Annotated in this window: 16 protein-coding genes and 1 other RNA gene; 10 read left to right on the top strand and 7 right to left on the bottom strand. The window is 47.2% G+C overall.

The annotated features are described in order from the left end of the window. Positions 1-135: 135 nt before the first annotated feature. From D9A03_RS18650 to tkt, 6 genes are all read right to left on the bottom strand, one after another. Positions 136-936 carry an inositol monophosphatase family protein gene (locus D9A03_RS18650; protein ID WP_120498733.1) on the bottom strand — a complete coding sequence of 267 codons (801 nt, stop codon included), beginning with the start codon at positions 934-936 and terminating at the stop codon, positions 136-138. A gap of 86 nt (positions 937-1,022) precedes the next feature. Further along, positions 1,023-1,589 (bottom strand): elongation factor P, encoded by a 567-nt coding sequence (efp, locus tag D9A03_RS18645; protein ID WP_046508240.1) that lies wholly within the window; start codon positions 1,587-1,589, stop codon positions 1,023-1,025. Between the two features lie 86 nt (positions 1,590-1,675). Further along, positions 1,676-2,329, bottom strand: coding sequence for a thiamine phosphate synthase (locus tag D9A03_RS18640; RefSeq protein WP_120498732.1), 654 nt, complete (start codon positions 2,327-2,329; stop codon positions 1,676-1,678). 148 nt (positions 2,330-2,477) lie between these two features. After that, positions 2,478-3,488: a type I glyceraldehyde-3-phosphate dehydrogenase gene (gene gap / locus D9A03_RS18635; protein ID WP_120498731.1), complete on the bottom strand. Its 1,011-nt coding sequence runs from the start codon at positions 3,486-3,488 to the stop codon at positions 2,478-2,480. A gap of 102 nt (positions 3,489-3,590) precedes the next feature. Continuing rightward, complete coding sequence (locus D9A03_RS18630) at positions 3,591-4,589, bottom strand: class I fructose-bisphosphate aldolase (RefSeq protein ID WP_120498730.1); 999 nt, start codon at positions 4,587-4,589, stop codon at positions 3,591-3,593. 29 nt (positions 4,590-4,618) lie between these two features. Beyond that, positions 4,619-6,634, bottom strand: coding sequence for a transketolase (gene tkt / locus D9A03_RS18625; protein ID WP_120498729.1), 2,016 nt, complete (start codon positions 6,632-6,634; stop codon positions 4,619-4,621). Positions 6,635-6,924: 290 nt separating this feature from the next. Between tkt and D9A03_RS18620 the strand changes: the two genes are divergently transcribed. From D9A03_RS18620 to D9A03_RS18600, 5 genes are all read left to right on the top strand, one after another. Next, positions 6,925-7,149: a hypothetical protein gene (locus D9A03_RS18620; RefSeq protein WP_120498728.1), complete on the top strand. Its 225-nt coding sequence runs from the start codon at positions 6,925-6,927 to the stop codon at positions 7,147-7,149. Positions 7,150-7,153: 4 nt separating this feature from the next. Beyond that, positions 7,154-7,495 carry a cell division protein ZapA gene (locus tag D9A03_RS18615; protein WP_120498727.1) on the top strand — a complete coding sequence of 114 codons (342 nt, stop codon included), beginning with the start codon at positions 7,154-7,156 and terminating at the stop codon, positions 7,493-7,495. Positions 7,496-7,504: 9 nt separating this feature from the next. Beyond that, positions 7,505-7,661: non-coding RNA, 6S RNA (gene ssrS, locus D9A03_RS18610), on the top strand. Positions 7,662-7,704: 43 nt separating this feature from the next. Further along, positions 7,705-8,328, top strand: a complete 624-nt coding sequence (locus D9A03_RS18605) for a 5-formyltetrahydrofolate cyclo-ligase (protein ID WP_120498726.1) — start codon at positions 7,705-7,707, stop codon at positions 8,326-8,328. A 146-nt stretch (positions 8,329-8,474) separates the two neighbouring features. Further along, a complete protein-coding gene (locus D9A03_RS18600) occupies positions 8,475-9,296 on the top strand; it encodes a TIGR00282 family metallophosphoesterase (RefSeq protein WP_120498725.1) in 822 nt (273 codons plus the stop codon). A 9-nt stretch (positions 9,297-9,305) separates the two neighbouring features. Here D9A03_RS18600 and D9A03_RS18595 read toward each other — a convergent pair whose 3' ends face one another. Further along, the gene (locus D9A03_RS18595) at positions 9,306-9,599 is read right to left on the bottom strand and encodes a hypothetical protein (RefSeq protein WP_120498724.1); all 294 of its coding nucleotides are present in this window, start codon (positions 9,597-9,599) and stop codon (positions 9,306-9,308) included. 262 nt (positions 9,600-9,861) lie between these two features. Here D9A03_RS18595 and D9A03_RS18590 point away from each other — a divergent pair, with 262 nt between their 5' ends. The 5 genes from D9A03_RS18590 to D9A03_RS18570 are packed head-to-tail and all read left to right on the top strand — an operon-like array spanning position 9,862 to position 13,384. Beyond that, on the top strand, positions 9,862-10,614 hold the full coding sequence (locus tag D9A03_RS18590; RefSeq protein WP_120498723.1) for a YebC/PmpR family DNA-binding transcriptional regulator: 753 nt from the start codon (positions 9,862-9,864) through the stop codon (positions 10,612-10,614). Between the two features lie 28 nt (positions 10,615-10,642). After that, on the top strand, positions 10,643-11,230 hold the full coding sequence (ruvC, locus tag D9A03_RS18585; RefSeq protein ID WP_120498722.1) for a crossover junction endodeoxyribonuclease RuvC: 588 nt from the start codon (positions 10,643-10,645) through the stop codon (positions 11,228-11,230). Beyond that, a complete protein-coding gene (gene ruvA / locus D9A03_RS18580) occupies positions 11,227-11,853 on the top strand; it encodes a Holliday junction branch migration protein RuvA (RefSeq protein WP_120498721.1) in 627 nt (208 codons plus the stop codon). The genes ruvC and ruvA overlap by 4 nt, the downstream gene beginning before the upstream one ends. After that, a complete protein-coding gene (gene ruvB, locus D9A03_RS18575; protein WP_120498720.1) occupies positions 11,850-12,926 on the top strand; it encodes a Holliday junction branch migration DNA helicase RuvB in 1,077 nt (358 codons plus the stop codon). Before ruvA ends, ruvB begins: the two co-directional genes overlap by 4 nt. Before the next feature lie 11 nt (positions 12,927-12,937). Next, positions 12,938-13,384, top strand: a complete 447-nt coding sequence (locus tag D9A03_RS18570; RefSeq protein WP_162938246.1) for a YbgC/FadM family acyl-CoA thioesterase — start codon at positions 12,938-12,940, stop codon at positions 13,382-13,384. Positions 13,385-13,432: the final 48 nt, after the last annotated feature.

Here is a 13,432-nt window from a genome sequence, read left to right as displayed (position 1 = left end):
CCAAATGTGAATCTTTGTCCGTAGCTTAATGCTCATAGAGGGATACGACAATAGGGAAGGCTAAAAGAAACAAAGGCTCATGCAAGATGAGCCTTTGTAAAACAGTACAAATTGAGGTTTTGAAAGTGCGGAAAGCTAGTATTTACCGGACTCTTTAAACAATTTTACCATCTTGGGGTGCAGATCAATATTTGCACAAAGGATGCTCTGGCTTTTAAGTTTTAATGCCCGTCCGTCAATTTCTGTGACTGATCCGCCCGCTTCTCTCACAAGAAGCAAGCCTGCTGCCATGTCCCACGGCGATAGATCCCTTTCCCAGAAAGCGTCATAGCGCCCGGCAGCAACGTAAGCTAGATCCAAAGCAGCTGCGCCCCATCTGCGAATACCTGCAGTCTGTGCCATTACAGCGTTAATCTCACGAAGGAAGGGACCTCTGTCTCCGCGCCCAAGGAAAGGTGTTCCCGTCGCAATGATTGTGCTGTCCAGGCTAACACGACCAGAAACCCTCAAGCGACGATCGTTCAAATATGCGCCGTTGCCTTTTTCAGCTGTGTACATTTCATCCTTGATTGGGTCATAAACAACCGCGGCAACGATTTCGTCACGAATTTCCAAGGCAATGGAAATGGCAAAATGTGGCAGCCCGTGCAGGAAATTCGTCGTGCCATCAAGGGGATCAATGATCCACCTCTCGTCTTTACTATTGCCTTTTTCTTCCCCGGCTTCTTCTGTCAAAAAACCGAATTCAGGGCGTGCTTTTTTCAGCTCTTCCTTGAGGATTTTTTCAGCTTTAAGATCTGCTGTTGAAACGAAATCCGCAGGTCCTTTTTTTGAAACCTGCAGGTTTTCAACCTCACCAAAATCACGTTTCAGGCTACGAGCAGCTTTTTCAGCGGCGCGAATCATAACCGTAATACGGGGGGAGCGATATACCATCGAAATTACTTTCCGTGTTCAGGAGGCCTTATTTTAAGGGGCCGTGTTGAGAGAGGAGCAATGAAAATCCCTCTAACATAAACGAGTTAATCTTTAGCACGTTCCACATAGCTACCGTCAGCAGTGTTAACAACAATGCGTGTGCCGGCTGCGATATGTGGTGGAACAAGAATACGGGCACCATTATCAAGTACACCCGGCTTGTAGGAAGAAGATGCTGTTTGTCCTTTGACAACTGCATCAGCTTCGACAACTTCACAAATGACGGTGTCAGGAAGAACAACAGAGATTGGCTCTTCTTCATAAAGCTCAATAGAAACTGTCATGCCGTCTTGAAGGAAGATCACAGGTTCACCGACCATGTCTTCGTGCAGAGAAATTTGTTCATAGGTTTCATTGTTCATGAAGGTAAGCATGTCATCTTCGCGGAACAGGAACTGATACTCAATTTGATCAAGGCGGACACGATCAACATCTTCACTGGCGCGAAAACGTTCATTCATTTTGGTACCATCACGGATATCTTTTAGTTCTACCTGCAGGTACGCTCCACCTTTGCCCGGCTGAGTGTGTTGAGTTTTCATGGCGCGCATCAAGCGGCCTTTGTGCTCAATAATATTGCCAGGGCGAATGGCATTACCGTTAATTTTCATGATCTGTGCCCGTCTTCAGTTGTCAAATAACATCAATTCGTGTGTGTACTTTTATTTCGCTGGGGAAACTATCAGGTCCTAAGCGTTCAGGCAATCGCCTCATTTACTTCTGTGATTGCTGTTGCCGGATTATCCCTATGGTTCCATATGGCTGTTTGTACGGCGATGAAATCAGCCCCAGCATCTGCATGTGATTTTACGGCCTCGATCGGGATATCATCCATGGATACACAAGGCGGCGTCATCATTGTTTGCCACCAGGTCAAAAGCTCCAGACCTTTGGGACCACCTTCTTCAAATTCACGAACGTCAGGGTCTTCAATTTCCGGTAAAGGGCGCCTATTGTTAAAGGCAACGTAGTCAGCCCCGGCCTCACCAACCAGAATTGCGTCATGCCGTGAGATACCACAATCAACACCGACAATATAATCGGTCCCAAGATATTCGCGCGCTTCTTTATAGCGGCCCGCATCATTTAGATGTACACCATCACATCCCAAAGTTTTGGCATTTTCATAGTCATCTTCTATAAGAAAGGCGATGTCTCGTTCTTGCGTGACAGACTGAAGGGCTTCAACCGTTTTTTTCAATGTCTTTGGGTTACTAGCTGATCCACTCAGCAAAACGCAAGAAACCCTGCCACGATCCAAGGCCTGTGTGTATAAGGCTTTGAACTGTTCGACATTTTTGTCATCAGACAACAAGTCGGAAGGGGTAAGAAGATAGATTTCTGAATTCATGTCTTTTCATACCTAAGCGGGGGATAGCTGACAATGGATAGAAAAGAATAGCTCATATCACAAAAGTGAATAGGTCGTGTTAAAAAAGAAGTTGAAAAGAAAATGGGGTTCAAAAGAACCCCATACAAATCAAAGAATTATTTGCTTTTTACAGATGTTTTCCCATCGCAATAGCTGTATCCAGCATACGCAGGCTGAAGCCCCATTCGTTATCGTACCAGGCTAGAACGCGGACAAAATTGCCGCCGATAATCTGGGTTTGTGTGGTATCGAAAACAGACGATGATGGGTTGTGATTGAAATCGCAGGAAACCAGTGGCAGTGCATTAATGCCGAGAATACCCTTCAGATATCCTTTGGAAGCATCAATCATGGCGTTGTTGATTTCTTCGACTGTTGTATCCCGTTCGGCAGTGAACGTCAGATCAATACAGCTGACATTGGCGGTTGGAACACGTATTGCGTTTCCTTCCAGCTTACCTTCCAGTTCAGGAAGAACTTCACCGATTGCCCGGGCAGCACCTGTTGATGTCGGGATCATTGAAACGGCAGCAGCACGTGCACGACGCAGGTCTTTATGCTTGGAATCAACCGTTGTCTGATCACCTGTGTAAGCGTGTGTGGTTGTCATGAAACCATTCTTGATACCGATTTGGTTCTGAAGAACGTCAACAACCGGGGCTAGGCAGTTTGTTGTGCAAGATGCGTTAGACACAATCTTGTGGTCTGCATTAAGTTGCTTGTGATTAACACCGTACACGACAGTCAGATCACAACCTTTTTTGGCAGGGGCGGAAATCAAAACTTTCTTTGCGCCACCAACCATATGCAGGGAAGAACCCTCTACATTGTTAAAGGCACCGGTACATTCCAGTACGATATCGACGCCATAATTGCTCCAAGGTAACTTCGCGGGATCACGATCATGCAGCATTCTGATTTTTTTGCCGTTGATAATGAGGTTTTCTTCATCCGCATCGACCTCGGCATTGAGGGTACCGTGGACGGAATCAAACTTAAGCATATGGGCGTGGATAGAGGGATCGCCAGATGCGTTAATAGCAACGATTTCGATGTCGTCACGATTGGTTTCAATTGCTCCACGAAGCGTGAGGCGACCAATGCGACCAAAACCATTGATTCCAACTTTGACTGTCATGATTTGGAACCTATTTTCTTTATTTAGTTACACGTGTTCGAGGCTTTTGCCTCTTAATACAACACCCCAACCTTTCGGATGGGGTGCTCATTAGGGTGAAGATTAATCGAGGGTGCCTGTCGACGCCCTGCTATTATCTTCGGCTCTTTTCAAAAACGCCTGTTGCATTGCACCGGCATTTTCTTTTTTACCAGCCCAGGCTTTGAGGGGGGCTGCTTGTAGGGCACGACCATAAGAGAAGCTAAGCTTCCATGGCAGATTGCTACTGATCTTGTTCATGGCATTGAGATGGCTTGTTGCCAGTTCATCACTTTGACCTCCGGAAAGGAAAACTATGCCCGGAACAGCGGCTGGCACACAACGCAAGAGGGTTGCAACTGTGCGTTCAGCGACTTCTTCCACAGAATTTTGTTCTGGGCAATCTTGTCCGGCAATCACCATGTTTGGCTTTAGAAGAATGCCTTCCAACTCAACTTCCTGATTTGCCAATTCGGCAAAAACGGAGCGTAGAACTTCTTCGCTAATGGCCTGACAGACATTGATGTCATGATCGCCGTCCATCAGGATTTCTGGTTCTACAATTGGAACCAATCCTGCTTCCTGCGCAAGAGCAGCGTAACGTGCCAAAGCATGGGCATTGGCATTAACCGCAGCAAAGCTTGGGGTTTCGTCGGTGATTTTATAAACACCGCGCCACTTGGTGAACTTAGCGCCAAGCTTGGCATATTCTTTCAAACGATCCCGCAAGCCATCAAGGCCTTCGGTGATTGTTTCTATGTCATGTCCGGCGAGTGGTTTGGCACCTAGGTCAACTTTAATACCAGGAATAATGCCTTGATCCTGAAGTATTTTGCTTAGAGGCGTGCCATCGGCTGCATTCTGACGCAGAGTTTCATCATAAAGGATGACGCCACTGATAAAATCATTTCCGCCTTTTGCCCGGAAAAGGAGTTCGCGGTAATCGCGTCGGGAATCTTCTGTTGATTCTACATCTATAGAATCAAACCGTTTTTTTATAGTACCTGTGCTCTCATCAGCGGCAAGAATCCCCTTGCCGCTGGTTACAAGAGCCTGCGCAATATCTGCAAGTGATTCAGTCATATCTAAAATCCTTTAACAGATCCCAAGCTTTACAGGCGCGCTTTAACCGCGTCTACGATTGCTTCAGGTGTAATTTTAAACTTCTTGTAGAGTTGATCGATTGGGGCTGACGCGCCGAAATCAGTCATCCCGACAAATGCGCCTTGTGATCCAATCCACTCGTGCCATCCAAATGGAAGAGCTGCTTCAACGGCAACTGTCAATGTGCCGGGTGAGAGAACTTCATCACGGTAATGCTGTGGCTGTTGTTTGAACAGTTCCCAGCATGGCATGGAAACAACGGCTGTACCAATGCCCATTTCTTCAAGAAGTTTCTGACCTGCAAGCGCAATCTCTACTTCTGATCCGGTTGCCAACAGCGTGACCTGACGATCAAGTACAGAAGGATTAAGGATATAAGCACCGTAACTGGAATAGTTTACGGATATATCCTTGCGCTGTGCGGGAAGTCCCTGGCGGGTCAGAGCGATTACAGAAGGAGTATCTTCGCTTTCAAGCGCGAGTTCCCAACACTCGGCAGCTTCAATCGCATCAGCAGGACGGAACACATTCAGATTCGGGATCGCACGAAGAGAGGCTATATGCTCGACAGGTTGGTGTGTGGGACCATCTTCGCCCAAACCGATAGAATCATGCGTCATGACGTAGATAACGCGTTGTTTCATCAGGGCAGAAAGACGGATAGACGGGCGACAGTAGTCTGTGAAGACAAGGAAGGTTCCGCCATAAGGTACAAAACCGCCGTGAAGGGCTAGGCCGTTCATGGCAGCTGCCATACCGTGTTCACGTACACCGTAATAAATATAGCTGCCACCATAGTTGTCTGCGCTTACAGGGCCCTGAACACCGGATTTGGTGTTGTTAGAGCCTGTGAGGTCAGCAGAGCCACCAATCATTTGCGGGATCAGTGCTGTAAGTTCTTCCAAAGCTTTTTGAGAAGACTGACGTGTTGCCAGTTTTGGTGCTTCTTCGCTGATTTTGGTTTTGTAAGCCCGGAAAGTTTCTTTCCAGCCATCTGGCAACTTACCTGCCATTTGATCTTCGAAAAGCTTACGCTTGTCAGCGGGGATTTTTGCGAGTTCAGCATCCCATGCCGCCGAGAACTCTGCACCACGTTCACCGGCTGATCGCCATGCCTTGAGAATGTTCTCAGGAATTTCGAACGGAGCGTGCGGCCAGCCAATCTTTTCTCTGGTGCCTGCAATCTCGTCATCGCCGAGCGGCGCACCATGAGTTTTCGATGTTCCTGCTTTGGTCGGTGCACCGAAACCAATTACTGTTTTACAGGCAATCAGTGAAGGCTTGTCACTGTTACGTGCTGTTTCGATTGCTGTAGCAATGGCTTCGGGATCGTGACCATCAATGGCAACCGCATCCCAGCCACAGGCTTCAAAGCGTTTAATCTGATTATCAGAAACGGACATGTCCGTTGAACCATCAATGGTGATGCCATTGTCATCAAAAAGAACAACTAGTTTGTTCAGTTTCAGGTGACCGGCCATTGAAATTGCTTCGTGACTGATGCCTTCCATAAGGCAGCCGTCCCCCGCAATGGCATAGGTATAGTGATCCACAATCTCGTCGCCATAACGGGCATTCATCATGCGCTCACCCAGGGCCATACCAACAGCGGTCGCAATACCCTGTCCAAGAGGACCGGTGGTTGTCTCAATGCCGGGGGCATGCCCAAATTCAGGGTGACCGGCTGTGATGCTGTCCAGCTGGCGGAAATTTTTGATCTGATCCATCGTCATATCCGGATAGCCAGTAAGATGCAGCAAGGAATAGATCAACATTGATCCATGACCAGCAGACAAAACAAAACGGTCGCGATCTGCCCAGTCAGGGCGTAATGGATCAAATTTAAGAAAACGGCTGTAAAGTACGGTAGCTACATCAGCCATGCCCATTGGCATTCCTGGATGTCCAGAGTTCGCGCGTTGAACGGCATCCATGGAAAGAGCACGAATGGCATTTGCCATATCAGTGTGGTTGCTACCTGGCGCGGCGTCCGCAGCAGATACGGGAAGGCGCAGTGCAGTCATATTCAAGGTCCCCGGTTGGGTTCAGATTATCCTGTCTGTAATGTTTAAGACAGGGGGCCATTAACGGCGGCAAAATGCCCCTTTGCACCGCCAAGGTCAACAGTGATCTGAGGAATGATTGTCATGTTCGGAAAAATAACCTTATAAAGGTCACAATGAAAAGACTTGTAAGACAGGCTGTTGACCTATGTAAGATGGGCATCTTATTCTGGTGAATATTGATATTACCCTGTAATTGAGCCGGGTTACTGATCTGGGGATAAAATTTCAGCAAATGGCTGTTTCTTGATATGACGAGATTACTAAAAGCTGTGGAGCGTCTTGCTCTTGCAGTGGATACAATTGAGAAAAACATTGAAGCAACATCAAACGAATCCGATGATGAGCTTCGAGAGTTGCAAAAAAATCTCGATCAGAGTTTGAAAGAGAACGCTGAACTTAAAAATACCAAACGGGAAGTTGGTGATCGCCTGGATAAAGTGATCGGACAACTTTCGGCATCGCTGGAGAATTAAGAGTATGGCGCAAGTAACACTTAATGTGAACGGACGCCGCTATTCAGTTGGTTGTCAGGATGGGCAGGAAGATCATCTTTTGGGATTGGCCAAGTATATCAATCAAAAAATTGATGAACTTAAAGGATCAATGGGGCAAGTCAGTGAAGCTCATTTAATGCTCATGGCGAGCTTGCTTCTTGCTGATGAATTACACGAAGCCTATATCGAAATTGATGATGGTAAATCGGCAAGCGGTAAAAAAGATACTGCTGTTGACGAAGTTGAAGCAGAGAAAGTCGCAAGCGCGCTGGAAAGTTGTGCTGATCGCTTGGAATCTATTGCCGCCCGATTGGAAAATCAGTAAAAGATCTCACTGGTGCTGCGGAGTGCGTTAGGCTGGTAAAATCCCTGGGGCCAATAATCTTCTTTAGGGAGCTGTCCCTGCCGGGATCGTGGTCTCGGTATATGGCGCCCACCTGCTTATGCAGGCCGCAAGAGGACTTTGAGCCGACGGCTGCCGCGGCACCACGTTTTCCTCTCTGGTTTATTGGACCCTGATCAGGGTGAATAGATATGGATTTTGGGGGGATGATGACCACACAGAATGTCGATGAGATTGATCAGCGCAAAAAATTGCTTCGTAAAGAAGCAAAGAAGAATCGTGCTGAAGCCTATGAGCACAATCCTGATGCTGCGGAGCGACTATGCAAACGCTTGTTTGAGGCGATTCCTCTACCTGCACAGGCTGTGGTTTCTGCCTATTGGCCCCTGGGTGATGAACTTGATCCGATGCCTCTATTGCAAACGCTATATGACAAAGGTTTCAAACCCGTATTGCCCGTTATGCTTGGTGCTGGAAAACCCTTGATTTTCAGAAGCTGGGCACCGGGTGATGCGCTTGATGATGCTGGCTTTGGTACCAAAGAGCCAGGTGTCGACAAGCAAGAGCTGGAACCTGATATTCTTTTTGTTCCGCTCCTTGCTTTTGATCGCGCTGGTTATCGCCTTGGCTATGGCGGGGGGTTTTATGACCGGACGCTGGATAAATTACGGGCTAAAAAAGCGGTCACGGCGATTGGAGTTGCCTATGCAGGGCAGGAAATGCCAACAGTTATTCGTGGACCTTATGATCAGCCATTGAACTATATCGTGACCGAGCAGGAAGTTATTGTCTCTCCTGATTCAATCTCTCATTAATTCCTTATATTTTTAAGCGAAGATGTTATCGGGAGTGGACTTCGCTCGGGTAAACTCTTTGCCAAGCTGTCCTGCACAGGGTAGTAGGACGGTGTGTTGAGAAAAGGCTGCTTTTCTATAGCTGTCCCATTATATGAGAGACTATTATGAGATTATTGTTTTGTGGTGATGTTGTCGGGCGTTCTGGGCGAGATGCAATTGTTGCACACTTGCCGGGTCTTCGACGGGACCTGAAACTGGATTTTGTTATCGTGAACGGCGAGAATGCGGCGTCGGGCTTTGGAGTCACGGAAAAAATCTGTAAGCAGTTTTTTGATCATGGTGCGGACGTGGTTTCCGGTGGCAATCACAGTTGGGATCAACGGGATTGCATGGTTTATATCAACAACGAAAATCGTTTGTTGCGTCCGTTGAACTACCCCGAAGGTGCCCCGGGTCGCGGGGCGGCGCTCTACGAAGTGTCGGGTGGACGTAAAATCATGGTTATGAATGCCATGGGACGTGTCTTTATGGATCCGCTGGATGATCCTTTTGCCGCTATCTCTAAAATCCTGGATCGCTATAAAATGGGGCAACAGGGACTTTCTGCTGTTGTTGTTGATTTCCACGGAGAAGCAACCAGTGAAAAAATGGCCATGGGACATTTTCTGGATGGCAAGGTTAGCCTTGTTGTTGGGACGCACACCCACGTACCAACTGCTGATCACACGGTGTTACCTTATGGGACAGCCTATCAGAGTGATGTTGGTATGACCGGAGATTACGATTCGGTTATAGGTATGAAAAAAGAAGTTCCTGTTGCGCGTTTTACAAAAAAATTGCCAACAGAGCGCATGAGTCCGGCGATTGGTGAAGCAACATTGTGCGCGTTGTACATTGAAACCGATGATGCAACCGGTTTGGCGACTCGTGTAGAACCCGTTCGTGTTGGTGGACGATTGTCTCAAACGATTCCACAGGCCGATTGACGCCAATGGCTATGAGTGCTTAGCTATTTTTTCTGACAAAGATTTAAAACGCTGTACCTCGTCAATCATCATATCGGTTTGTTGAAGTGTGTCATTTGCGATAGATATTACCTGTGAAGCCGCTTCTGACGTTTGATTCGCTGAAGGTTCAGCTGTTTTAATAAGTGTGCTTAAGGCATCCAGATTTGAATAGAATGCGTAATCCTCTGTCAGGTCAGCAGCTTGTTCTGCCAGTTTTGAGAATTCTTTTGCATCAAGTTGGTCGTCCTCGGGGAGATCAAGGATATGGAACTTCTCTGCCATGGTGTATTGCCGATCCAGATATCGCGTTCTTTTATTGATGATAGGTTATTTTATGAATTTTAACTTAAACTTTAGTTAATAATTTTGACCAGGGATCTCAAACTTCAAGATCAGAACATGGTCGATAATACAGGATGATCATCCTATATGGTCGTGATCGAAAAAAGAAAACAGCTTTATTAGGGCTTCTTCTGGCCGTGAAATCCTGCTAGAAGGCAATTAAAAATACTGTTTAATAATACGATAGCTAGGAATTCTGCTCATGGCAGGCCACTCACAATTTAAGAACATTATGCACCGCAAGGGTGCTCAGGATAAAAAACGTGCAAAAATCTTCGCACGACACACACGTGAAATTATGGTTGCAGCGCGTTCTGGATTGCCGGATCCGGAACAAAACTCTACCTTGCGTAATGCCATCATGGCGGCACGTGCTGCGAACATGCCGAAAGACAACATTGATCGCGCCGTTAAACGTGTTGCCGGCGGGGAAGAAGTCGCAAATTACGAGGATGTGCGTTATGAGGGCTATGGTCCTGCTGGTGTGGCTGTGATTGTTGATGCGTCAACGGATAACCGTAACAGGACGGCATCCGAAGTTCGGACAGCCTTTTCCAAACTTGGAGGTAATCTGGGGGAGACGGGTAGTGTTTCCTTCATGTTTGACCGTGTGGGTTCCTTGACCTATCCCGCATCTGTTGCTGATGCAGATACAGTGTTTGAAGCTGCCGTTGAAGCCGGTGCCGATAATGTGGAAAGCACTGATGACGATTATGAAATAATTTGTGACCCCGGTGATTTTGCCGCTGTCCGGGATGCTCTGATTGAGAAGTTTGGCCCCCCGACAGAGCTAGGTCTTCAATGGAAACCGCAAAACACGATCAGTTTGAATGAAGACCAGGCATCAACAATGTTGAAATTGATTGATACGCTTGACGATAACGACGATGTTCAAAACGTTAGTGCAAATTTTGAAATCGCCGATGAAATTATGGCCAAGCTTACAGCTGGCTAAGTCATAAAGGAGGCCGGGTCCAGAGAGTATGCGGATCATTGGAATCGATCCCGGCCTTCGTTTTACCGGGTGGGGAATTATCGAATCAGAAGGTAGCAGGCTACACCATATTGCAAATGGTGTTGTGAAAACGTTGTCGACAAACGAATTGCCCAAACGACTTGTGGAAATCCATGACGGTATTCAAGCTGTTCTTGCCGATTATCAACCCGATGAAGCTGCCGTCGAAATTACGTTGGCCAATAAGAACCCTAACTCAACGCTTAAACTTGGTATGGCGCGTGGTATTGCCCTTATTACCCCGGCATTGGTTGGTTTGCCTGTTGGTGAATATTTGCCAATGATTGTCAAAAAATCAGTGGTTGGGACTGGTCACGCAACAAAAGAACAGGTTCAGATGATGGTTGAACGCCTGTTGCCAGGATGTAAAATTACCTCTTCTGATGCTGCGGATGCCTTGGCTATTGCAATCTGTCATGCCCATAATGCTTCGACTGACAGAAAATGGGCAAAAGGAACAGAAGACCCAATCAGTGCAGCTTTGAAAAAAGCGGGAATTGAAGACCCTAGAACGGTAAAGAAAGCAGGCAAAGCGTGGGGGAAGAAGTTTAGATGATCGGCAAGCTGACCGGAAAGGTTGATTCCACAGGGGATGACTGGGTTATGCTCGATGTTGGGGGCGTTGGATACATCGTTTTCTGTTCCAGTCGCACCCTCTCTGTTCTTCCCGGCCAAGGCGAAGTGGCAAGCCTGTTGATTGAAACCCATGTCAGAGAAGATCATATCCATCTTTTTGGGTTCGCAACGGCTGCTGAAAAAGAATGGTATCTTTTGCTTGGTACCGTTCAGGGGGTCGGGGCAAAGGTTGGTCTTGCGATCTTGTCTGCTATATCTCCGGACGAGTTGTCTGTGGCTATTGCTGCTCAGGATAAAACTACCATAACCCGCGCTAATGGTGTTGGGCCTAAGTTGGCCATCCGCATCATGAACGAATTAAAAGATAAAATTGCCAAGCTTTCTCTGGGAACTTCAGGCGAAATTGTTGATGGCTCTGCAGCTGAGGGGAAATCTGAGGCAACGCCGATGGCTATTTCAGAGGATGCAGTTTCTGCATTGGTTAATTTGGGTTATCGACGTTCTGAAGCCTATAGTGCTGTTGCAAAAGTATCCAGTGAGCAGGGGGCTGATACGCCGCTGGAAGAACTGATACGCGGTGGTCTTGCGGAGTTAATGCGGTGAGTGATGATCGATTAGTATCTAATGAATTCTCGGAAGGTGATGGGGCTGAGAAATCTCTACGTCCATTAAGTCTTGGGGAATTTATCGGACAGCGTCAATTACGCGAAAATCTGCATATTTTCATTGAGGCCGCGAAACAGCGCGGTGATGCACTTGATCATGTGTTGTTTTTTGGGCCACCTGGCCTTGGTAAAACGACTTTGGCTCAGGTCGTTGCTCGTGAACTTGGCGTAGGTTTTCGGGCAACATCAGGACCTGTTATTGCCAAAGCCGGCGACTTGGCTGCGATTTTGACGAATTTACAACCCCACGATGTTCTTTTTATTGATGAAATTCATCGTTTGTCCCCGGTAGTTGAAGAGATACTTTATCCAGCGATGGAAGACTTCAAGCTGGATTTGATTATAGGTGAGGGACCAGCCGCAAGATCTGTGCAAATTGATCTTCCGCCCTTTACCTTAATCGGAGCCACAACACGTTCAGGCCTGATTTCAACGCCTTTGCGTGAAAGGTTTGGAATCCCCTTAAGGCTTCAATTCTATGAGCCAGATGAGCTACAGCAGATTGTTGCCCGTGGTGCCAAAATTCTTGAAGCGCCCATGAGTGATGACGGCGCTTTTGAAATCGCGCGCCGTGCAAGAGGTACACCAAGGGTATCCGGGCGTTTGTTGCGACGGGTGAGGGATTTTGCCGCTGTCGCTGGTGTTGAATTGATCGAAGCTGCTGATGCGGATGTGGCCTTGCGTCGCCTGGATGTCGATGAAAAGGGGCTTGATGCCATGGATCGTCGATATCTGCGGGTCATAGCCGAAAACTACGGGGGGGGGCCTGTCGGTGCCGAAACTATTGCTGCTGCTTTATCCGAGCAACGAGACGTCATTGAGGATGTCATTGAACCCTATTTGATCCAACAGGGCTTTTTACAGCGAACACCACGTGGGCGATTGCTCAGCTCAACGGGGTATACATATCTGGGTTTGAACGAACCTGTTGAGAGTAAGGCTCGAAGATCATCACAAATGGATCTCCTTACTGGCGCAGGAACGTCGGAAGATAGTAATGAGATCGGATGATTGGGGCAAACATGAAGCAAATTTGTGATCTTCCTCTTTCCGGGGTGTTCGAAAAGGGCAATCACTATTATCCCGTACGCGTTTATTACGAAGATACGGATAATGCTAAAATTGTCTATCATGCCAATTACTTGAAGTTTGCAGAGCGAGCCCGTACAGAGATTTTGAGGCTTCTTGATTTGGAACAGACAGATCTAAGCCGACGTTTTGGCCTTTTTTTTGCCGTAAAAGATTGCTTTCTTAAGTTCGCGCAACCAGCATATCTTGATGATTTGCTGGTTGTTAAATCCAGAATTACCAAAATGAAAGGTGCAAGCTTTTCGTTTGGACAGATTGTTTATCGGGACGATGTTCCATTAGTTCACTGCGATATTAATATTGTTTGTGTGGATGAAAAGGGGGGACCGATGAGGATCCCGTCAGAAATAAGTCAGACTTTGAGTAAGTTCGGGGTGTAAACCCGGGACGCAAGTTTGAGGAATGAGTTTTGAGTACTAAAAGGAGCT

Origin of the sequence: Kiloniella sp. EL199 (assembly GCF_900313065.1) — a bacterium.
Classification (GTDB): domain Bacteria; phylum Pseudomonadota; class Alphaproteobacteria; order Kiloniellales; family Kiloniellaceae; genus Kiloniella.
The sequence above is the reverse complement of the archived record's forward strand: the minus strand, read 5'-3'. Positions and strand labels throughout refer to the sequence as shown.

What these genes read in the sequence shown, in the direction of transcription:
- D9A03_RS18595 (WP_120498724.1), bottom strand. Translation starts at nt 9,599, where the DNA reads ATGGCAGAGAAGTTCCATATCCTTGATCTCCCCGAGGACGACCAACTT.
- ruvA (WP_120498721.1), top strand. Translation starts at nt 11,227, where the DNA reads ATGATCGGCAAGCTGACCGGAAAGGTTGATTCCACAGGGGATGACTGG.
- D9A03_RS18570 (WP_162938246.1), top strand. Translation starts at nt 12,938, where the DNA reads ATGAAGCAAATTTGTGATCTTCCTCTTTCCGGGGTGTTCGAAAAGGGC.
- D9A03_RS18640 (WP_120498732.1), bottom strand. Translation starts at nt 2,329, where the DNA reads ATGAATTCAGAAATCTATCTTCTTACCCCTTCCGACTTGTTGTCTGAT.
- D9A03_RS18620 (WP_120498728.1), top strand. Translation starts at nt 6,925, where the DNA reads ATGACGAGATTACTAAAAGCTGTGGAGCGTCTTGCTCTTGCAGTGGAT.
- ruvC (WP_120498722.1), top strand. Translation starts at nt 10,643, where the DNA reads ATGCGGATCATTGGAATCGATCCCGGCCTTCGTTTTACCGGGTGGGGA.
- efp (WP_046508240.1), bottom strand. Translation starts at nt 1,589, where the DNA reads ATGAAAATTAACGGTAATGCCATTCGCCCTGGCAATATTATTGAGCAC.
- D9A03_RS18630 (WP_120498730.1), bottom strand. Translation starts at nt 4,589, where the DNA reads ATGACTGAATCACTTGCAGATATTGCGCAGGCTCTTGTAACCAGCGGC.
- D9A03_RS18600 (WP_120498725.1), top strand. Translation starts at nt 8,475, where the DNA reads ATGAGATTATTGTTTTGTGGTGATGTTGTCGGGCGTTCTGGGCGAGAT.
- D9A03_RS18650 (WP_120498733.1), bottom strand. Translation starts at nt 936, where the DNA reads ATGGTATATCGCTCCCCCCGTATTACGGTTATGATTCGCGCCGCTGAA.
- gap (WP_120498731.1), bottom strand. Translation starts at nt 3,488, where the DNA reads ATGACAGTCAAAGTTGGAATCAATGGTTTTGGTCGCATTGGTCGCCTC.
- D9A03_RS18615 (WP_120498727.1), top strand. Translation starts at nt 7,154, where the DNA reads ATGGCGCAAGTAACACTTAATGTGAACGGACGCCGCTATTCAGTTGGT.
- tkt (WP_120498729.1), bottom strand. Translation starts at nt 6,634, where the DNA reads ATGACTGCACTGCGCCTTCCCGTATCTGCTGCGGACGCCGCGCCAGGT.
- D9A03_RS18605 (WP_120498726.1), top strand. Translation starts at nt 7,705, where the DNA reads ATGGATTTTGGGGGGATGATGACCACACAGAATGTCGATGAGATTGAT.
- D9A03_RS18590 (WP_120498723.1), top strand. Translation starts at nt 9,862, where the DNA reads ATGGCAGGCCACTCACAATTTAAGAACATTATGCACCGCAAGGGTGCT.